The 20,968-nt window shown below is 43.1% G+C and carries 16 protein-coding genes, 1 other RNA gene and 2 pseudogenes; 10 read left to right on the forward strand and 9 right to left on the reverse strand.

The window, feature by feature from the left end; all coding sequences use genetic code 11:
* The first annotated feature begins 291 nt into the window (after positions 1 to 291).
* Both L5L98_RS07250 and L5L98_RS07255 read left to right on the forward strand, forming a co-directional pair.
* On the forward strand, positions 292 to 822 hold the full coding sequence (locus tag L5L98_RS07250; RefSeq protein ID WP_263139651.1) for an SMI1/KNR4 family protein: 531 nt from the start codon (positions 292 to 294) through the stop codon (positions 820 to 822).
* 31 nt (positions 823 to 853) lie between these two features.
* Positions 854 to 919: pseudogene (locus L5L98_RS07255) on the forward strand (DUF3297 domain-containing protein); the annotation flags it as partial.
* A gap of 60 nt (positions 920 to 979) precedes the next feature.
* Here the strand turns inward: L5L98_RS07255 and L5L98_RS07260 are convergent.
* A complete protein-coding gene (locus L5L98_RS07260) occupies positions 980 to 1,795 on the reverse strand; it encodes a substrate-binding periplasmic protein (RefSeq protein WP_263139654.1) in 816 nt (271 codons plus the stop codon).
* 327 nt (positions 1,796 to 2,122) lie between these two features.
* Between L5L98_RS07260 and L5L98_RS07265 the strand changes: the two genes are divergently transcribed.
* Positions 2,123 to 2,683, forward strand: coding sequence for a DUF2726 domain-containing protein (locus tag L5L98_RS07265; RefSeq protein WP_263139655.1), 561 nt, complete (start codon positions 2,123 to 2,125; stop codon positions 2,681 to 2,683).
* 486 nt (positions 2,684 to 3,169) lie between these two features.
* On the opposite strand, the gene L5L98_RS07270 is transcribed toward L5L98_RS07265, so the two are convergent.
* Positions 3,170 to 4,489 (reverse strand): SGNH/GDSL hydrolase family protein, encoded by a 1,320-nt coding sequence (locus L5L98_RS07270; protein WP_263139656.1) that lies wholly within the window; start codon positions 4,487 to 4,489, stop codon positions 3,170 to 3,172.
* Between the two features lie 629 nt (positions 4,490 to 5,118).
* Between L5L98_RS07270 and L5L98_RS07275 the strand changes: the two are divergent.
* The 4 genes and pseudogenes from L5L98_RS07275 (at position 5,119) to L5L98_RS07290 (ending at position 10,016) form a co-directional block, all read left to right on the forward strand.
* Positions 5,119 to 5,994 (forward strand): annotated as a pseudogene (locus tag L5L98_RS07275) (nuclease-related domain-containing protein).
* 116 nt (positions 5,995 to 6,110) lie between these two features.
* Positions 6,111 to 7,007: a DUF1837 domain-containing protein gene (locus tag L5L98_RS07280; RefSeq protein ID WP_263139658.1), complete on the forward strand. Its 897-nt coding sequence runs from the start codon at positions 6,111 to 6,113 to the stop codon at positions 7,005 to 7,007.
* Complete coding sequence (locus tag L5L98_RS07285) at positions 6,977 to 9,322, forward strand: helicase-related protein (RefSeq protein ID WP_263139660.1); 2,346 nt, start codon at positions 6,977 to 6,979, stop codon at positions 9,320 to 9,322. Before L5L98_RS07280 ends, L5L98_RS07285 begins: the two co-directional genes overlap by 31 nt.
* 271 nt (positions 9,323 to 9,593) lie before the next feature.
* Positions 9,594 to 10,016: an immunity 26/phosphotriesterase HocA family protein gene (locus L5L98_RS07290; RefSeq protein ID WP_263139661.1), complete on the forward strand. Its 423-nt coding sequence runs from the start codon at positions 9,594 to 9,596 to the stop codon at positions 10,014 to 10,016.
* 419 nt (positions 10,017 to 10,435) lie between these two features.
* On the opposite strand, the gene gcvP is transcribed toward L5L98_RS07290, so the two are convergent.
* The 6 genes from gcvP to L5L98_RS07320 all read right to left on the reverse strand — a co-directional run bounded on the left by gcvP (position 10,436) and on the right by L5L98_RS07320 (position 18,472).
* Positions 10,436 to 13,324 carry an aminomethyl-transferring glycine dehydrogenase gene (gcvP, locus tag L5L98_RS07295; protein WP_263139663.1) on the reverse strand — a complete coding sequence of 963 codons (2,889 nt, stop codon included), beginning with the start codon at positions 13,322 to 13,324 and terminating at the stop codon, positions 10,436 to 10,438.
* Between the two features lie 122 nt (positions 13,325 to 13,446).
* Positions 13,447 to 13,836 (reverse strand): glycine cleavage system protein GcvH, encoded by a 390-nt coding sequence (gcvH, locus tag L5L98_RS07300; protein WP_011845766.1) that lies wholly within the window; start codon positions 13,834 to 13,836, stop codon positions 13,447 to 13,449.
* Positions 13,837 to 13,861: 25 nt separating this feature from the next.
* On the reverse strand, positions 13,862 to 14,956 hold the full coding sequence (gene gcvT / locus L5L98_RS07305; protein ID WP_212599688.1) for a glycine cleavage system aminomethyltransferase GcvT: 1,095 nt from the start codon (positions 14,954 to 14,956) through the stop codon (positions 13,862 to 13,864).
* A gap of 253 nt (positions 14,957 to 15,209) precedes the next feature.
* A complete protein-coding gene (locus L5L98_RS07310; protein ID WP_263139666.1) occupies positions 15,210 to 16,433 on the reverse strand; it encodes an FAD-dependent monooxygenase in 1,224 nt (407 codons plus the stop codon).
* Between the two features lie 42 nt (positions 16,434 to 16,475).
* Positions 16,476 to 17,717 (reverse strand): 2-octaprenyl-6-methoxyphenyl hydroxylase, encoded by a 1,242-nt coding sequence (gene ubiH / locus L5L98_RS07315; RefSeq protein WP_263139668.1) that lies wholly within the window; start codon positions 17,715 to 17,717, stop codon positions 16,476 to 16,478.
* Between the two features lie 179 nt (positions 17,718 to 17,896).
* Complete coding sequence (locus L5L98_RS07320) at positions 17,897 to 18,472, reverse strand: UPF0149 family protein (RefSeq protein WP_105252998.1); 576 nt, start codon at positions 18,470 to 18,472, stop codon at positions 17,897 to 17,899.
* Between the two features lie 235 nt (positions 18,473 to 18,707).
* Between L5L98_RS07320 and L5L98_RS07325 the strand changes: the two genes are divergently transcribed.
* The 3 genes from L5L98_RS07325 (at position 18,708) to L5L98_RS07335 (ending at position 20,016) form a co-directional block, all read left to right on the forward strand.
* Positions 18,708 to 19,010 (forward strand): cell division protein ZapA, encoded by a 303-nt coding sequence (locus L5L98_RS07325; protein ID WP_105250206.1) that lies wholly within the window; start codon positions 18,708 to 18,710, stop codon positions 19,008 to 19,010.
* A 117-nt stretch (positions 19,011 to 19,127) separates the two neighbouring features.
* Positions 19,128 to 19,308, forward strand: a non-coding RNA gene (gene ssrS, locus L5L98_RS07330) — 6S RNA.
* 9 nt (positions 19,309 to 19,317) lie between these two features.
* Complete coding sequence (locus L5L98_RS07335) at positions 19,318 to 20,016, forward strand: 5-formyltetrahydrofolate cyclo-ligase (RefSeq protein ID WP_263139672.1); 699 nt, start codon at positions 19,318 to 19,320, stop codon at positions 20,014 to 20,016.
* A gap of 58 nt (positions 20,017 to 20,074) precedes the next feature.
* On the opposite strand, the gene folM is transcribed toward L5L98_RS07335, so the two are convergent.
* Complete coding sequence (folM, locus tag L5L98_RS07340) at positions 20,075 to 20,821, reverse strand: dihydromonapterin reductase (protein ID WP_263139674.1); 747 nt, start codon at positions 20,819 to 20,821, stop codon at positions 20,075 to 20,077.
* Positions 20,822 to 20,968 lie beyond the last annotated feature (147 nt).

Genomic DNA, 20,968 nt, shown 5'->3' on the forward strand with positions numbered 1-20,968 from the left:
CTGAAACGGCACCAGTGCAGTGAACGACTATTCGGAACAGCTATCTAGTCGGTTTTTGGCGAAATGGATTAAATCAAATAGCATTATGCATGCCTACTTATTTGAATATCATCAAGTTTATTTGGGGATTCGCTAGAGAAAGCATTAGAGAGAGGAGAAATAGTTGATGTCTCGGTAACTCCAATATATAAAGGTCCTTCCAAAATACCGGCAGGTATAACAGTGAATGCTCAAGGTAGTGGTGGTTTCTTTGAAAGCATTGCTCTTCTTAATCCTCGTGGAATGTAGATCATGACCCTATCTGTATTAAATAGCATTTTAACTCCCCCTAACTTCCCTAATGAATCTGGGATTAGTAACGTTTGGCCTTCTATAGATGAAGGTCTTAGTTTTCCCAGGGATTACATTGCGTTTATTAATCGTTATGGCACAGGAAGAATTGCCGATTTTATAGCGATATTCAATCCATTTACTACGAATTGTGACCTTGATTTTTTTGAGCAGAAGAAATCAATCATTGAGGATTTCAATTACCTTAATAATGAAGACCCAGAGTATTTTAAATATAACCTCTATCCAGAAATTAATGGCCTTTTACCAATAGGCGTAACGGATAATGGTGATTGCATATTTTGGGTTGTTTCCGATCTGAAAGACAGTGAGACATGGGGCACTGCAATAATCGCATCTAGATCGCCAGATGTAGAATATTTTGATGAAAATATAACCTCTCTATTGACTGGTTTATTGTTAAGAAAAATAAGATCAGGATCATTACCTAATAGTTTCCCTCCTAAAAATGTTACCTTTGAAAAAATTTAAACAAAAAATAAATGGTCATCCGCAATAAATCATGGACCGCCGCGGCCAACCTCTTTTGCTCACAGTAAAAGGCACAGTTGAAGCCTTTTATCGTTAAGCTTTAGCGCAAAGAGCAGGATCATAAAAACGGCCAATCTGATTGGCCGTTTTTGTTTGCCTATTCTACTTCTGCGGCTAAACCATAGGCCTGGTAAATCTGTTTTACACGGCCCGATGCAGCCATATCAAGCAGCGCCCGATTAAGTTCATCGAAAATAGCAGCATGGGTAGAGTTACGGGACATACCAAAATAATGTTCGATCCGATTCGACTGACGGTAATCGGCATAGCTAAAACGATCGTAACCGAGCTGCTTGAAGGCATTCTCAATGGCGGCACGATCGAGCACTACCATAGTGTCAAAACGCCCCATGATAAACATGCGAGCCATGTTTTCATCATCGGTAGACTCAATTTTACGTAGCGCGGGATCCGTATTAAAACGCTCAAAATAAACTGTGCCCCGTTTAACCCCTACAGTAAGCTGATACAAATCCTCATAGGACTTAATCTTTGCCTCCTCGCCGGCTTTTACGAGAAACAAAATATCGCGAGTCTGAGTGCCGATAGGACCAAGAAACCGTACAAATGCCTCTCGCTCTTCGTCTCGTATCGTGCGCGGCACAATGTCGACCGTTCCTACCCGCAACTCATGAATGCTGCGAGCAAAAGGACGCGCGCTCCATTCGACGCGATAACCGACCTTAGCCGCCGCTTCCTCAAGAATATCCTTTAACGGACTAGTCATAGTATTAGTTCGCTCATCAAGCACCATCTCAGGAGGACGATGCCGAAAATCGGCACGCAACACGTTAGAAAAAGTAGCCGATTGCAGCTCAGCGGCGACAATGATGCCCGCGAAAAAACCACAACCAAGTACACACAAAATTGCGTAAACAGAAGGCAACGAAACAAGGATACTTTTAAAATACATAGAGATACCCGCAAATTTATATGTTGCATTTAGCATAACTCAAAAAATCGAAAACTAAAGTGCATAAAACATTAAAATAAATGGCCATCCATAATGAATCTTATACCGTCGCGGCCAACCTCTTTTACTCGCAGTAAAAGACACAGTTGAAGCGTTTTATCGTTAAGATGTATGCGTACTGATAATATCGGTACGACTGTTGATGTAGTGGCTAACAAGATGTAATCACTACACTCAGAGACTCATTATTTTTGGCATAAAAGTACTAGCAGCTAACGGATATGTACTTAGCAAGTTACAATGACAATACTAAACAAGGATGTAATGATGAATTCGAATCAATTAATACTTATCGGGCTGGGTTTGGCGATTATCATTTTCGTGCCGCTACTCTTACGCATTTTCACTAATCTGCTTATCCCATCTTCAGATAATAACTATCGCTACCGTAAACAAGACGCCCTATTTTCCAGTGCTGAACGCTCCTTTCTCGGGATATTAGATCAAGCTGTAGGCGAACAATACCGAGTTCTAGGCAAAGTGCGTATCGCCGACGTTATCACCCCAGAAAAAGGCATGAACCGCAAACACTGGCAAATTGCCTTTAATAAAATTTCAGCCAAGCACTTCGATTACTTACTCTGCGACAAAAATACACTTGAAGTTATCGCCGCCATCGAACTCGACGATAAAAGCCATAAGCAAACACGTACTCAGCAACGCGACCTCCTCATCGAGCAAGCCTGCGAAAGCGCCAAACTGCCATTAATCCGCTTCGATGCCAAACGCAGCTATCAGCTAGAGCTTATTCGCAGCACTATACATGCAGCCTTACCTGCAAAAACTCACGCAGCTGAAGAGTCGCCACTCATACTGACCGCGGACTAAACATAAACTAAATCCATGAACACTACACATCCTGAGTTTGAGGATGTTAAGCTTGACTCGATTTTTTACCCTTATGCTGCTTTTTGAATTCATGTACATCATGTAAGCGGGCAGCGCTTACTCGTCTAACAGCGCTTGAGATTTAAAGCGGCCTTTCCCAAACGCACCTTTAATACTTGTCTTCACGATTGGCCTTGCGAGCAATTTCTTCAATAAAACAAAGCATAAGCTAGCTAATACTACTTAGCAGCTCATTCTACTCGGCGAGCAACACGTCAAGTAACATGATTTCACCACAGTTCAAAGTATCAGCATTATTCGGGCAATTTAAAAGCGGTGCTAAAAAATGCAAAAAGATGTGGCTTTACTGGCTTAAATTACAATTGACTCATGGAGGTAAAGCAGCTTTGACTGGCTTACCTCCATATTATTGATTATTTAGAGATATATTTAACCAAAATATCTTACTCGCCGACTATTCGCCTGTTAATGACGATTAAAAAAACCTGTTTCAATAATCTTATCCGCAAAAACTTTATGCACGGCAGTCGTTGGATGAGTGATCCCCCAAAACAGATACTTATCAGAACCATAGTAGGCGCAATCTTTTGTTAAGCTGTGTGACAACAAATAATCCTTACTACTATCTCTATTGATATCTAAGCAAGCATCTGTGACATTAACAAAACCATACTCTTTAGGATTTTGAATAATTTCATCGAAAATAGAATGAGCATCAAACAACACAAGATCTATACCTTTTGCTTGATACAACAGAGCCTGCTGTTTAATAAATCCATTGAACTCTTCAATTTTTGATTTTATTTTTACAATGTTTTCCTGAGTAGAATACTTGAACTGTGGTGCACGCGTAGCATCAGGCAACGTGAATAAAATAATATGCTGAGCTCCGCCTTCATCAACTAAACGTTTTAACCCATCACTTAAGTTTTGACTCACATCTTTAACCTCACGATCATAATTCATAAAATCATTAAGGCCAATTTCAAGTGTAAATAACGTATTTGCAGGCTGGTAATTTTCAGCCTTTTTTAAATAATGAAAATAGGATTGTATTTGATGACCTAAACCGGGAATAACCTTATATTCATCAATACCTGCGGCCCCGCCAACAGACCAATTATACAGAGGAATATTCTGCGATTTAGCTAAATATTCCGGCCATACAAATCCATTAGAAAAATGCCCTAAAAACCAAGAGTTAGGATTTGGAAATCGCCACTCAGAACCATTAAATAGATTTCCCGTATCAGACAAACTATCACCAAATGCGATAATTTTGTTAATTTTATTCCCTTGATCCGCCTTATCTTGCGTCCAGATAGTCTGATTAAATGACAATTTTTCATTAGCAGCAAAGAAGGTAATGTCTGCGACTTCGTTGCTTGAAACGCCTAATGTATCGACACACCGTTGCATGATTTCATCTTGTGACGTCTCTGTATAAAACATATTTTTACCCGAAAGCTTATGTCTCCAAGCGCCTTGAATAGAATAATATTCATCACTGTCCTTTTGCTTTGCCCATCTATGTTCAGTTGCAGGATTATTATGCGTTTGATCTAATCTATACCAACAACGAATATAAGTATGACTGTGACCAGCTTCCAAATGGTTATCTGGACCATCTGTCTCATCTATATCATCTATCTCATCGATATCCGCAGATCTAAGCGTTTCCAATATGCTAGTTTGGCTCTCCATATCATCCTTAAACGTTTCATTAGCAGCCCAAGCAGCTGAAAAAGGTAGGGTTAATGAAAAAAATAATAAAGCCTTATTCATACATTTCCTTAACAAAAATAAAATCAACACATATAAATTGGCCATAAAGTTAAAATTGAGAAACCTAGTCATTCAACAGACTAATAAGTTTTTTCACAGCCAATATCAGAATAAATATTAAGTATGGGAGAATAATGATAAAAAACTCAAAAAAATATTATAATTAGTATGTTGACACTTAAAACTGGTCCGATGAGGCAATATAAAATATCCTTACTACGGGTAGTTATTTACATGAAGTGTTTAATCTTGTTTAACACTTGTGTAAATCTGCAAGTTTAGTAAGTAAAAATATCAGAATCTAAAAACGCGACGCGACAAATGATGCCTATCAGATCTTTTCCCCAGAGTAACTTGTATACAAGTTGTTATTTAAAATACGTTTTTGTGATAAAGCGCATTGATTAAACCGTATAGAGCGGGTTAAAGTGTGACCACTCAGGAAAATGCAGGGCAAACTCGAACTCAATCATCGAGCACGCCATTTAGGGAAGAAGAAGCAAATCAGCAATGTGCGCCCAAACTCTAAGCAGACAAGTCTGCCACCACTTTCCAAAATAATAAGTACATTTTATTAGCGGGTTATGTCATCGGGTTAACTATTGACTCGCATTACTTCAGGGACGTAAATGACCGATTTCAGCAGCATTCTTTTATCCTACGGGATACTTCTGTCTGGCCTTCTTGTCACAGTGGGTGTGATGTATGTGTTGCTCAAACATCGCGATGCAACCGTCAAGTTGCCCGTTGATCGTGAGCAACTGACCCGTATCCCCGCCTATGGCTTACAAGAGCAAATCCATGATCTGCAATTAGATTTAATCGGCTGCATGATGATGGGACTATTGATTGTTTGCCTTCCATTTGCCGCCAGCAGCATCCAAGCGCATATCACAGTCGGAAAATTCCCTTGGTTGTTCGCCTTAACAGGTTTAATAGGAGTAATTTACTTCGGTATTAAAACCTGGAAACTCTTTTCAAAGCTCACCAAATTACGCCTCGGCCATACAGCAGAAATCGCCACAGCCAATGAGCTCATAGGCTTACAAGCATTGGGTTATCAAGTGTTTCACGATGTCCAAGCCGACGGCTTTAACATCGACCATCTCGCCGTAGGCAAAAATGGCGTATTCGCCATTGAAACCAAAGGCCGCCATAAACGGAACAAAGACCTACTCCAAACCAATGGAAATGGCCCAGTCTCTGGTAAAAAAGGCTATCAAGTATTTTACAAAGACGGGCGCTTAAACTTCCCCTCCTGGACTGAAACCAAACCGATAGAACAGGCTGAACGTCAAAGTAAGTGGGTCAGCCAATGGTTAACCAAAGCCACAGGAACATCTGTCGCCGCCACCCCAGTACTCGTATTCCCCGGCTGGTATGTCACGAGTCAATCAAAACCACCGTTCCCACATATTTGTAATAAAGAGTTGAGTCACAAATTTCTAGTCGGCACAATTCCATAGATAAAAAGCCAAACACTCAGTCAACAGAAAGTCGAATAGATTATTTATCAAGTCGCACAAAGATGTATGAGCAAAAGTGAGGCAAAGAAATGATGAATCTAGGAAAATTTACTTTGCCAATTATTGATATTAATTAAGCCGAAACAAGGATTAGCTTGAGAAATTCATTAAAAAATTTAATAAAAAAGACACTCATATATAAGTATACATTACCTAATGTACTGTTAGATATTGATGGCATGTCCTTGAGCAATGTTGAAGATGATTGCTTTAGTTGTGAGTGCGAAACTGCTTTAGCCGAAATAATTTATAACAGTGTAATTGAATATTCTTTTAATCAATTTGATCTAACCGATAAAGATTATAAATCAATGTATGCTAGAGCATTGAAATCAAAAATACGCTTCAACCCAGATGCGTCTGACACCACTAAAATTTCTTATGGTTTTTTTGGTGAAGTTTTACTCTATTGCTTTTTAGCACATTACTACTATGCCGACCCCATTATCGCTAGGGGGTATTTCTATAGCCCTGTTGATAAAAAAGAAACTGCGGGATATGACTCTTATCACTTAGTTGATAGTGGTAATAGCATTCATCTTTGGTTTGGAGAAGTTAAATTCAGAGACTCTCTCTCTAGTTGTGTACATAGTGCTATAAAAGGATTGGATAAAGTAATTTCTGATGATTACTTATCATCTAACGTCATTAATCTCGAGGATCGCTTAGAACAATTTAATATTAAAGGCTCTAAGCTAGAGAAAGTTATCACGGATTGGCAAGACAACCCTGAAATAAACATCCCAAAAGAACTTGCAAAACACAATATTTCATTGACATACCCAATATTACTCGTTTACCCAGATAAGACTAACGATTATGACATTCAAATAAAGAAATCGGTAAAATTTATTAATGATAAATATTCAAAACAGAAATTCAATTTATCGATAAATTATGAATTATTTTTTATTTTACTACCACTAAGTGAAGTTAAAAAAATTAAGCAGGACGTGATCTCATGGATAGAATTAAAAAAACCTCTGCTTTAGTAAAGTCTTTAAATGACTTTCACAAGCGCGAACTACCTGAATATGAATTCATCAAGCAAGTATGTGCTTACTTCGACCTAATAAAGTTAGCACCACTTTCATCTGCTGACTTCCAGTTTTTAAAGTATATATCTAATGCTTCAGGCATCCCTCATTATTATGACATGTTAATTAATAAGTTCACCGAAGAAAAGTTAGATGTTATTGATTTAAAAACTATGTCTTCATTCATTTATGAAGCATCGCTTCATATCGATGACAATATAAAAATTCATAAATATCAAAAGCAAGTTTTAGAGCTGTATAAACAAAAATCATTGAATAGATATTTCTTGTCAGCAACCACCTCTTTCGGTAAAACATTTTTGATATATGAAATCATAAAAAAACTCCAATATAAAAATGTTGCACTAATTTTCCCTACAATTGCTTTGTTATCTGAAAACTATCAAAAAATATTTACCGATCCTAACTATTCATATTTTTACGATGAATTTAAAATTCATACACTCAGTGATATCGACACAATAGATGAAAATGGAAAAAACATTTTCATCTACACCCCAGAAAGATATTTATCATTTATTGACAAACATCCTAAAATTAAAATGGATTTTGTTTTTGTAGATGAAATTTATAAAATTGACAATGAATACCTTATCGATACCGCCAATAAAGAAAATGAAAGAGATACAGCATACCGAGTGACTTTACAAAATATACTTATAAATACACCCGATGTCTTGCTTGTAGGACCATACATAGAATTCCCTGATAAATCAAATGCTAATGTAAACCAATCATTTAACACTTTTTTAAATAGCAATAAATTTCAAATAATTGATTACAACAAATATGAAATAGTAAATAAAAGCTTCAACGTTCTTCACGGCAAGGTGAATGAGATTGATGCTACGTTAACTATCGACTTAACAGGTTGGCACCAGAATTCTGGCAGAAAAGTTAGTAAGGTTTTTCAAGAAATATTAAATATTAACGAAAACTCAATTGTTTACACCAAAGGTGCAGGTACAGCAGAAAGTAATGTAAAGTTAATACTAAAAAACGTATCAAATTCAAAAAATATTTCATCTGAACTTATGAGTTTTATTTTTCATTTGAAATCTGCTTTTTCATTCGATGGTGTCTGGATAATTATTTCAGCTTTAGAGAGTCGAATAGGTATACATCATGGTTTAGTTCCTAAGTATATCCAAAAAGAAATAATCAACTTCTTTAATAAAGGGGAACTAGATTTATTGGTTTCAACCACAACTATCACGGAAGGTGTCAATACATCTGCAAAAAACCTAATTGTTACTAATGCTCGAAAGGGTAATAAACCACTTAAAACATTCGATGCAAAAAACATTGCAGGAAGAGCTGGACGTTTTTTACATCATTTTAGTGGAAGAGTATTAATTCTAGATAAAGAATTTAAAAAAATTATTGATGGTAATGATGATGAAATCAAGCATAAAAACTATGATCTAGACGTTGAAAAGAATGAAATTGATTATTTCATAACAGATGATGCGTTTCTCAGCAGGGCAGATATCGAGCACAAAAATAATATACTTTTAGAACAACAAAAAAGAGGTCTACCTAATGAGATAATGGCTATGTACAAGGTTATTTCTCATAGCGACAAAATAACTGTTTATGATAGTATTTACCAACTACCCCAATTAAAATTACAAGCGATACGTAAATTAATTCAGACTATCAATAGTAATATGCATGTTGACTTTGAAGGCTTTCAAGTAATCTTAAATACCTTTAGACCGACGGTAAAAAGCGATAAGCTTCAGCGACTAATAGATCATAAGGTAACTATTTCCAAAGGGGTTAACATTGGAAAACAATATTCCGTCATTGTTTTTATGCTTAGTTCATATCTTGAAAGTGGTTTTCAAGGTTCTGTTCAATATAATCTAGAAAACAAAACCAAGCCAACAAAAAATGGTAAACGCCCTTATACCGTTGATGAGGCTATCAGAGAGTCTTCAGAGTTTATATTTAGCACTCTTAAATATCAACTTGTAAAATATCTTGGTGTTTTCAATTTGATGTATAAATATTTTCTTGCTTCGAAAAAAAATGTAAAAATTGATGAAGTATCAGGTATTGATAGACTATTACTTAAGCTTGAGTATAACGCCACATCTGACAAGGGGCGTTTAGCTAGCGATTATGGTGTACCCTCAAAAATAATTGAATATTACGAAGGAGGTGAACAAAATGGTGGGATTGAACGCTTTGATGCTTTCGAACTTGAAAAATTTCGACAAATTGAATCAATACTCAACAAGTAATATGAATCTTCTAAATTAAATCGTAGTCCGTAAATAAATAAAATAATGGCCATCCATAATAAATCAATAACATAACCTAATTTTTGCTTGCCTACGTCTGCACTGGCTAAAATTGCTTAGAAAATAAATCGCGATTTGAAGTGGGTGGCACGATTTACTCGTTAACGATTTAAGATCGGTGACACAATTTAACTAAAGTAGAAAGTTGTGATTGGGGTGATAAGATACTGGGTGGTGCTCTTTCTATTCTAAGAGGTAAAAGATTGTGAAAATGAGATATCAAGAAGGTGATATTTTTATTATTCCTACAGAGGGTAAATTTGCCATCTGCCAAATTGTTTTTGCCCCAAAAGGGAAGTTTAAGCAAGTAATAGGTTTCTGCGTCCTATTTGTACAGGATAATAAATTTTTTAAAAGTGATGACATACTTCGCCCTCTTCCTATCATGGATATGGGGAAAGAGATGAAAGTTATATTTACTGGAAATCAAAATGTAAAAAATGGTTCTTGGGAGATAATTGGACATGCAGACCTGACCGAAGATAAAGACGAGTTAAGGATCTTTAATTATGCAGGAGGACTATATAAGGGAGAGGAAGAAATTAAACGAATCCCTGTCTCTGAGTATAATAACTATACCTCAATGGAGGTGTATGGTTTCGAGCTTGTTAATAGCTTATTGGCAAGCCTGTAACACCTCCGTTTTATCAGCAAGCGTCTCGTATTTGGGATATATCAGAACAAGCATAACTCTGTGCTCAACCGTTACACCAGAACAGGCATTATTGCACCAGTGACCTTTTAAAACATGGGTCTTTTAGTAGAGCCTACAGGGACGACTAATATTTAAATTATTGCCGGTGAGTCACTGATGTAGCGAATATAAAAGAATGCGGAAGCCTGCGGCAGGCAATAAAAAAGCGACCTTTCGGTCGCTTTTTTATGCTTCAAATTCGCTGAAGCCAACTACACCATAATTGCGTTGCTGGCGAAGCTAATGCAAGGCGGATTGAAAGCTTTCGCGCGGAGTTGACTCCTGTCAAACTCTCTATTTCGAGCTATGCGAAAGCCTCATTCAACGCCGCAGTAGCTAGCCTAAGTAGCCATTATTAATTATTCGTAGTCTGATAATGGTGCACACGAACACATTAGGTTACGGTCGCCGTAAACATCATCGATACGATTCACGGTTGGCCAGAACTTGTTAGTGCGTACTGCTGCACTTGGGAACACGGCCACTTCACGGCTGTATGGACGCGTATCAAACTCTGGGTCCATGATATCGGCCATAGTGTGCGGTGCGTTGTGCAGCGGGTTGTTGTCCACTGGCCATTCGCCCGATTCCACTTTGGCGATTTCAGCGCGGATTGACACCATAGCATCGATGAAACGATCGAGTTCCACCTTAGACTCAGATTCCGTCGGCTCAATCATCAGGGTTCCCGCAACAGGGAAGCTCATGGTTGGCGCATGGAAACCGTAGTCATTCAAACGCTTAGCGATATCCATTTCGGTCACGCCTGAAGCTTCTTTCAGTGGACGTAGGTCGATAATACATTCGTGCGCCACGCGATCATTACGGCCACGGAACAATACTGGGTAGTGTTCAGACAGTTTCTTCATCACATAATTTGCGTTTAACAGTGCAGTTTGGGTAGACTTTTTCAGGCCTTTTGAACCAAGCAGCTTAATGTACATCCAGCTGATCGGCAGAATGCCTGCGCTACCGTAAGGTGCGGCTGATACGGCGCCGTTGTTGTCGCTCACGCGGCCCGGTTTCACCACAACGTGACCCGCAACGAATGGAGCTAAGTGTGATTTCACGCCGATTGGGCCCATACCTGGACCACCACCGCCGTGTGGAATCGCGAAGGTTTTGTGCAGGTTAAGGTGTGATACGTCGGCACCGATAAAGCCAGGAGACGTTAAGCCGACCTGCGCGTTCATGTTAGCGCCGTCTAAGTACACTTGACCGCCGTGCTGATGCACTATGTTGCAGATTTCGCGGATAGATTCTTCATACACACCGTGGGTCGATGGGTAAGTGATCATGATGCAAGACAGGTTTTCAGCCACTTCGGCAGCTTTCGTCTTCAGATCTTCTAAATCGACGTTACCTTGCTTATCACACGCCGTCACCACCACTTGCATACCGGCTAATTGTGCCGATGCAGGGTTAGTACCGTGGGCAGATTGCGGGATCAAACAGATGTTTCTGTGCGCATCGCCGCGTGACTCATGGTATTTCTTGATGGCTAACAAGCCAGCGTATTCACCTTGAGCGCCAGAGTTAGGTTGGATACACACAGCGTCGTAGCCTGTAATGTTCACTAACCAAGTCGACAACTCTTCAATCAACTGAGTAAAGCCTTTGGCTTGATCCAGTGGGCTGAATGGGTGCATGTTGGCAAATTCAGGCCAGCTCACAGGGAGCATTTCAACCGCTGCGTTTAACTTCATGGTGCATGAGCCCAGTGAAATCATCGAGTAGTTAAGCGCTAAGTCTTTGCTTTCGAGACGTTTGATATAACGCATCATCTCGGTTTCGCTTTGATAGCGATTGAACGTTGGGTGGCTTAAAATCGCATCTTGGCGCACAAGTGCCGCCGGAATCGATTGGCTACCTTGGCTCACGATTTGCGCGTCTAACGCGGCAACATCTAAACCATGGCCGGCACCTAAGATCACATCGAACAGGGCTTCGATATCTGTGCGTAATGTGGTTTCGTCTAAGCTCACGCCCACAATACCATCGGCATCGAAACGTAGATTCATTTCAGCAGCCAGTGCGCGTGCATTGACGGCAGCAACATCTAAGCCTTTGATGCTAACAGTATCAAACCAAGTGCTGTTGACTAAGTTCACGCCCTTCGCTTTTAAGCCTGCCGCTAAAATATCGGCGAAACGGTGAATGCGTGACGCGATAGTTTTCAGGCCATCTGGGCCGTGGAATACGGCGTAAAAAGACGCCATATTCGCTAGCAGAATTTGTGCAGTACAAATGTTTGAGTTGGCTTTTTCGCGGCGGATATGTTGCTCACGAGTTTGCATTGCCATACGCAGTGCGCGGTTACCACGGGCGTCTTTTGACACACCAATGATACGGCCAGGCATAGAACGTTTGTGCTCGTCACGGGCAACGAAGAAGGCCGCGTGTGGGCCACCAAAGCCCATTGGCACGCCAAAACGCTGCGCACTACCAAATACCACATCGGCGCCCATAGCGCCCGGTGATTTCAGTAATACCAAGGACATAATGTCGGCGGCGACAGTCACAACCACATTCTTCGCACGCAGAGTTGCGAATAATTCGCTGAAGTCAGTGATTTGACCGAAACGGTTAGTATATTGGAACAAAGCACCAAACAGCTCATGGTTAACGGCCTCAGATGCAGGGCCAACCACCACTTCAAAACCAAAACACTCAGCGCGGGTTTTCACTACGTCTAAGGTTTGCGGGAACACATCATCGGCAACGAAGAAGATATTGGCTTTTTTCGCTTTAGAAACGCGCTTTGCCAGCGCCATCGCTTCGGCAGCAGCAGTTGCTTCATCTAACAAAGAAGCAGAAGCCAAATCTAAACCCGTTAAGTCCATCGACACTTGTTGGAAGTTTAGAATGGCTTCTAAACGGCCTTGGGCGATTTCTGGCTGATATGGCGTATAAGCCGTGTACCAACCTGGGTTTTCAAATACGTTACGCAGGATCACGTTTGGCACTTGAGTGCCGTAGTAACCCATGCCGATATAGCTCTTAAATACTTGGTTTTGTTTCGCTAAACCACGAATGTAAGCAATGCCTTCGGCTTCGCCGCAGGAATCACCAATGCTCAGATCTTGGCTTAAACGGATCGACTCAGGCACGATTTGCGCGGTCAGATCGTCCAGAGACTCAGCACCAACATAGTTCAGCATGGCTTGCTGTTGGCTGCTATCTGGGCCGATATGACGACGTAGGAATAAATCGTGCTGTTCTAACTGAGTGAGGGTTTGCTTGGTCATGATAAACCTTGTTCCAGATTTGCCGAAATTCAGAACTGTAGGGTACTGATTAACGGACTGTTGTTATGTCAATCTTGCGCTAAAACAAACGAAGCCCCTTAGGGCTTCGTTAGCGTCGACGATTATTCTTCGTCGATGACAGCTTGGTAGCCTTCAGCATCCAGCAGAGCGTCGACTTCTGATTCGTCAGAAGGCATTACGCGGAAGAACCAGCCTTCGCCGTAAGCACTGCTGTTAACGAGTTCTGGCGAATCTTCTAGCGCTTCGTTCACGGCAATCACTTCGCCAGAAATGGGGGCATAAATGTCAGACGCCGCTTTTACTGATTCAGCTACAGCACAGTCTTCACCCGCAGTCACAGTGTCGCCAACTTCTGGGAGTTCAACGAAAACCATGTCACCTAACAGCTCTTGGGCGTGCTCAGTGATACCTACTGTGTAGCTACCGTCTTCTTCCTTGCGGATCCATTCGTGTGAAGAGGCGTATTTCAGTTCTGTCGGAATATTGCTCATTGTTCTTGTTCCTTGTTCCGTTTTTTTAAAATGCTTGTTTACCGTTGCGCACAAAGTTTGGCGCCACTACTCTAACAGCCACACGTTTTTTACGCATTTCGACTTCCGCAGTATCCCCAATCGAGCTAGGAACACGTGCCATCGCAATAGAATAGCCCAATGTTGGCGAGAAAGTCCCGCTGGTGATCACGCCTTGTTGCTCTACACCGGCTGAGTCGGTGAAAAATACTGGCATATCATGGCGTAACACGCCCTTTTCTTCCATCACTAGACCAACAAGTTTGCTGGTTCCGGCATCGCGAAGTGTTTCGAGGGCTTTACGGCCGATGAAGTCACGGTCGTTTGGTTCCCATGCAATAGTCCAGCCCATGTTGGCGGCCAATGGGTTGATGGTTTCGTCCATGTCTAAGCCGTAAAGGTTCATACCGGCTTCGAGACGCAGTGTGTCACGGGCACCGAGACCACAAGGTTTAACCCCTTGATCTAACAATGCTTGCCACAAGGCTTGGGCTTCATCTTCTGGGACGATAATTTCGTAGCCCGCTTCGCCTGTGTAACCCGTAGTCGCAATAAACAGTGAGCCTGCTTGCTTACCGAAGAAAGGTTTCATGCCTTCGATGGCGGCGTTTTGCTCGGCACTGAACACGGCAGCGGCTTTAGCTTTTGCGTTAGGACCTTGAACGGCAATCATCGCCAGCTCAGGACGCTCAGTCACAGTGACATCAAAACCTTGGGATTGCTTGGCGATCCAAGCGAGATCTTTTTCGCGGGTCGCTGAGTTCACTACCACGCGGTAGTTAGTGTCAGTAAGGTAGTAAGTGATGAGGTCGTCGATGATACCGGCATTGTCATCTAACATGCCGCTGTATAAGGCTTTACCTGGCACTTTAAGTCTAGCCACATCGTTCGCCAGCAACTTACGTAGAAATGCACCAGCGTCGCTACCTATCACATCAACCACAGTCATGTGGGATACGTCGAACATACCCGCGTCTTGACGCACAGCGTTGTGTTCTTCGATTTGTGAACCATAGTTGAGGGGCATATCCCAACCGTGGAAGTCGACCATCTTAGCGTTTGATTCTAAGTGCTTGTTAAACAGAATAGTTTTGTTAGCCATTGTTATCCCTTTTTGCGGCCTTTTTCAGGTCTCTGCCTAGTGTAGGGTGTAGATACTAGGGTCTAAAATGCGGCGAAATTATACCTTGCGTCACAAATTTGTATACAGGAGATTTTTCTAATCCGAAGCCATTGTCATTAGATTTTCTCATCTTCAACATGTAATTTTTTTACATGCGAAGGCCAGATTTGCGCAGCTTGCAGTCAAATTGCTGATATTGTCAGCAATTATGATCACATTAGCGCAACCTAGGCTAACGGCACAACTTAGGCAGTGCCGACTTATTACCCATGGCCTGTTGTATGAACACTGTTTTCAGCCCAGCGACATTATCAACCAGATTTAATCCCAGATCGCGAATCACCTTTTTGACTGGGTTTGAACCTTCGAATAGGCGTTTAAAGCCTTCCATCGCCGCGATCATCTCCATCGCATCGGCTTTACGCCAACGTTCCAGCGCACGTAGCTGGGCATAATCGCCGATATCTTTATCCGCTTGCTGTAATTCGCTGATCACTTCGATAATGCTGGCCGCATCTAAAAAGCCGAGGTTCACCCCTTGGCCAGCCAGCGGATGAATAGTATGGGCTGCATCACCTGCTAACACTAAACGGTGGCGGGCAAAATGGCGGGCGTAGCGCATCCGTAATGGAAAGGCTTGGCGCTCGCTTTCCAGCTTGCAAATCCCTAAACGACCGTCGAAAGCAGCGGTTAAGTTGCGCTCGAATTGCACTTTATCCATTGCCAATAATTCAGTGGCGCGCTCGGGCGGCACCGACCAGACGATAGAGCAGAGATTGTCTTCATACAGAGGTAAAAATGCTAGCGGGCCGTCCTGCAAAAACACTTGGCGGGCGGTGGCAAGGTGTGGCATTTCGGTGCGAATAGTTGCGACGATTGCGTGGTGGCCGTAATCCCAAAAGGTCAGCGGGATCTTGCACTGCTCGCGCACCCAAGAGTTGGCGCCATCGGCGGCTATCACAAGTGCAGCACTGACACTTTCTATTTCAGAATCGACGCCATTGGCAAGGGTCAACCAAGCTTCGCGCTCACCAAAAGCAATGCGCTCTAAGCGTTGGTTTTGAATATGGGTGATATTGTCAAACTCACTGGCGCGTTTGGCGAGGGCAAAGCTAATGGCATCGTTTTCGATAATCGCGCCGAGACTGGTTTCGCTGATGCTGTTGGCATCAAAGGCAATTTTACCGAAACCGTCTTTATCCCACACCGACATTTTTTGATAAGGCGTGGCGCGGGAAGTGTCTAAATAACTCCATGCCCCTAAGTTTTCTAACAAGCGCTGGCTCGCCTTATTGATGGCGCTCACCCGTAAACGTGGCTCGCCGCTCACGGCCTCTGTGTGGCCCGCATCGATAACGACGACATTCAGATCGGCCTGCGCCAATCCAATCGCGGTGGCGAGTCCCACCATGCCGCCACCCACAATGGCGATGTCATAGGCTTGTGAACTTAACATGGGTACATCCTTTTCGCGTTGCGATACCAGTAAATTGCGGAGTTATTTCCAGCCCATTGCCTTTTGAGCGACGGGGGTTTTCAGTGGCGGAAACCAAGACAAGAGCCGTAATCCTAAGTTACGCCCCAGCGCCATAGGCCAATATTGGTTTGAAAAGCCACGGACTAAAAATTCGATATTGCGGATAGTGCTGTTTCTGTCGTGCTCGCGGGCATTAAGGTACGCATGGGTCACAGCGGCGGAGCCGATATCTTCGCCCTGTGCTAGCGCCGTTTGGATCACCTCGAGCAAACTCACCACATCCCTCAACCCTAAGTTAAACCCTTGCCCCGCAATCGGATGCAGTGTCTGCGCCGCATTGCCGATAAACACGCATCTGTGATGAATTGGCCTTGGCATATAGGACAAATTAAGCGGATACGCATGGCGCGCGCTGACATCGATAAACGTGCCTGCACGATAACCAAAGGCCTGTTGCAGCGCCGCTAAAAACTCAGCCTTAGGCGCGTCTTGCATCTGTTTAGCCCGCGCATCATCGAGCGCCCACACGAGAGAAAAGCGAGGTTGACCTTGAATATCGGCCATAGGCAACAACGCTAAGGGACCTGTTTGGGTAAAGCGCTCATAGGCCCAATGTTTGTGAGGCCTATTGGTTGGCAAATCGGCAGTTTGAATATTGGCAATAATGGCCGTTTGCTCAAAGACCACTTGGGTCACGGGCAAATTAAAACTGCTGCGCACTTTGGATTGCAAACCATCGGCTGCGACCACAAGTTTGGCTTGAATTCGCTCGCCCGTATCGAGCACTAAGGTGTGACCTTCAACGGCGGGTTCTACTTGGGCAAGCTTGGCGGGGCAATAGAGTTTGACATTACTCTTATTCAACTCGTTAAACAGCACTTGGCCAACCCGTTCAAGCTCAACCACTTGGCCTAGGGCATCTAAATGAAACTGCGCCGCATTGAGTTCTGTCATGCCAAAGTGGCCGCGATCCGACACATGGATATTTTCAATCGCAGTGCCCAAATGGGCGAGCTTTTGCCATAAACCTAAACGGGATAATTCGAAAATAGAACCGTGGGCGATAGCAATAGAGCGGGCATCGAATCCGGGATGTTGCTTATCGGGAAGGTGCGCTTCGATTAAGGCAATAGAAAGTGGCCGAGCTGCGGATAAAGAAAGACGCGCGAGAGCTAACGCTAGGGTCGCCCCCGCCATCGCACCGCCTACAATTGCGATGTCGACGTGTTGAACTGAAGTATCCATGTGATTTGTGGCCGTCATGGGGATCTCATTCAAGCTTTGGCATAACACTAAGGCATGTAAACATAAAAGATGTAAACATCAATGCTATGCACTCAAAAACACCAGTGCTATGGACTCAAAGGCAGGTTTGCCCACCTTTGACATCTAATGAAGCCACTACTGTGTTAACTTATTGAACATTAAACAACTGCGGTAAATTAATGCACAACCGCAGTATCGTCAGCCTCGCCATGGGGAAGCTCAGGACCAAACTCCGAGTAACACATGATGGCTGCAATACGTACAAACTCGAGTAATTCAGTGTAAGCGGCTTCGGATTCTTCATCGTCGGCAACATCAAATTCCACTTGGGCAATTTCCGCCAAGTCTTTGATCACTTCACGTACTTCTGCCGAGGCTTGATTCAGTTTCGGCTGAATAATCGCCATGCCAGTCAAAAAACTCTGGGTCCACAGGGACAAGGCTTCAACACGTTGGCTGAGCGGCTCTTCTTCTTCGGGCAACAGCGGCATGAAACCAAATTCAAAATCCACTAAACGCGTCACTGAATCGTTAAACAAATCACACACTAATTGGTGCAACTGCGCTGGCAAAGGTTGACCATCGTTCATCAGGTCGAATAAAGGCTTGATCCAAGTGTCGCCAGTTTGCTCTACACCACCGCAGATTAAACCGACTAAAGCACCGTGAACTTCTACCGGATGCTGGCCGATTTCAGCCGCATCTAAGGCGAGTTTTAAGCTGTCGATACGTAACGAAGGAGGGGTTGCCATATCAGATCCCAATAAGATTTTTCCAGCAGCAATGCTAGCAGAGATAAAGACTTGAACCAATACTGAATCCCAATAATGGCGAAATCGGCCACGCCCTGATAAAAAACTATCCAACTGCTCACACAAACAGCAAACAAAACCGTCAAAGACCAATCCATTTGCGGCTTACCTTGCACTTTTAAGATCAGCCCTATATAGTCCGCCCTAAGAGGCTAACGAAAGGATCACCCGCGACATGAGTAACAGTGCTGTTGAAATTACCCTACTTGGGCGCACCTACTCTATCGCTTGCCCGAAAGGTCAAGAGGATGCCTTACGTACGGTAGCGTTGGGAGTTGAACAACAACTCAGTGCGTTAAAAACCCGAACCAATAGCCTAAGCCGTGAAGAAATTGCGATCATGGCGGCGCTGAATATTGGACACGAGTTGTTCCAAGAAAAGCAAAAAAATAAGCACTACATGCAACAGATGGACGACAGGATCAGCTTGCTGCAGTCGACCCTCGAAAGTGCCTTAGTTGAGCGTTCAACTAAATAGATTTAAACTGTGCACCTTAGTGATTTAACACTCATTGAGTTAAACCAACTGACGCACAGTGAATGGCTAAACTGGCTTATTTAAATAAACCAATGCTTTAGCGATTCAATACCGTTTTGCTCCCTGGGATGCATGCCAACTGGTAATGTCCCTGTGCCGATAATTTTGAAATTAGGGTGAATGCTTTACTGACATTGTGCATGCTCGGCTTGTACCGAGAAGCCTTAGGAGGTAATCATTTACCCGCCTTGAACCTACGGTTCAAGGGCTACACCGGTAGCGGCATTCTGGGGAGCATCTTAATTCTATGTCTACATCTTCCAAACTTTCTCATTTGAATGCCAAAAGCGACACGGCGCACCTTGCCGTAGAAGTCGCTGATGCCGTAGATGTTGCAAGCTATGCGGCAAATATCGCACTCCATACAAAAGAAAGCCGCAATCAGTTACGCAAAACCATTCGCACCGCCCGTAAATCTCTCTCCGAAATAGAACAAACCCAAGCAAGTTTAAACGCCTGCCAGCGAATGCTCGATGCATTGCAGGCCAACAAAGCGCAACATGTGGCGTTATATCTCACCCACGATGGCGAACTCGCCACGCCACCGCTGATCGCTGTGCTATGGCAAATGGGCATAAACACCTATCTGCCTAGGTTACATCCCTTCAATGCCGGACAATTATTATTCCTGCATTACACCGCAGATACCCCCATGCAGGCGAATCAATTCGGCATCTTAGAACCTAAATTAGATGTGCGCGCCATTATCCCAGTGACAGAGTTAGATGTGGTTATCACGCCCTTAGTGGCTTTTGATTTAATGGGAAATCGTATGGGCATGGGCGGCGGCTATTACGATAGGACGCTGGCAAACTGGCAGCTTAAAGGTAAACCTTTGCCTATGGGTTACGCCCACGACTGTCAGCAAGTGACGAGTTTACCCTGCGAGTATTGGGATGTGCCTTTACCGTTCATCATCACCCCAAGTCGGGTACTGACATTTTGAAAAAGAAGGATCTAGAAGCTAGATTCTACAGCCATGCAGTGGCGTTCTAGAGCCTTCTCTACCTTAAATGCCGGCCACCATCGACATTATGGCAACGACCAGTGACGTAGCGGCTATTCAGCAGATATTCCACTAAGTCGATAATTTCCTCATTCCCCGCCTCTTTCGGCAACAGCGCTTTGGCTAATGTTTTTTGCTGATAGGCAACATCATCTCCTGCATTAAATAGGATCATCGCAGGCGCAATCGAATTCACTTTGACCTCGGGCGCAAATTTGGCGGCAAAGGATAGCGTCATATTGTGCAGCGCGGCTTTACTGGCGGCATAGGCGATATGCTTCTGACTGCCCTTCTCTGCCACATAGTCAGTAATATGAATCACATCACTGCCGCCGATTTCATCGCCAGCAGCCGCACGTAGCTGCGCCTCTAAGGCCAAGTTCAACTGATAGGGTACGCTCACATGCACTTGCATCATGCGCTGCAGCACTTGGCTCGGCGCAAAAGTGGTACTCTTTAAAGGCTCATTCTTTGTAAGAACAGGATCAGGCAGCCAGTCCGAAGCATTGTGAATAATGGCGCGAACTTGAGGCTGTTGAGTTAACTCATCAATTAAGGAGCGCACTTGGGCATCGTCATAAAAATCGCAGGGATACAGAGTTGCGCCTAAGGCGTTAAGCTCATCGATACTGTCGTAATGGCTGCGATAAGTACCAATCACCTGCTGACCTTGGGCGAGAAAATGTTTGGCTAAGGCGTAACCTATGCGTTTACCCACGCCTGTGATTATGATGGGAGATGTCATACCTATCCTTTTGAGTCGTTATTGGTCAGGTTTTACCTTGTTCACTGAAATATATGTAATCAAGTTAAACTGATGAATAACCAAGATGTTACTGTACTCGTTTGAATTTAACCTAATAAAAAGCCAAATGAGACACACATTAGATTT

Origin of the sequence: Shewanella sp. SM23, assembly GCF_025654295.1 — a bacterium.
Classification (GTDB): domain Bacteria; phylum Pseudomonadota; class Gammaproteobacteria; order Enterobacterales; family Shewanellaceae; genus Shewanella; species Shewanella oncorhynchi.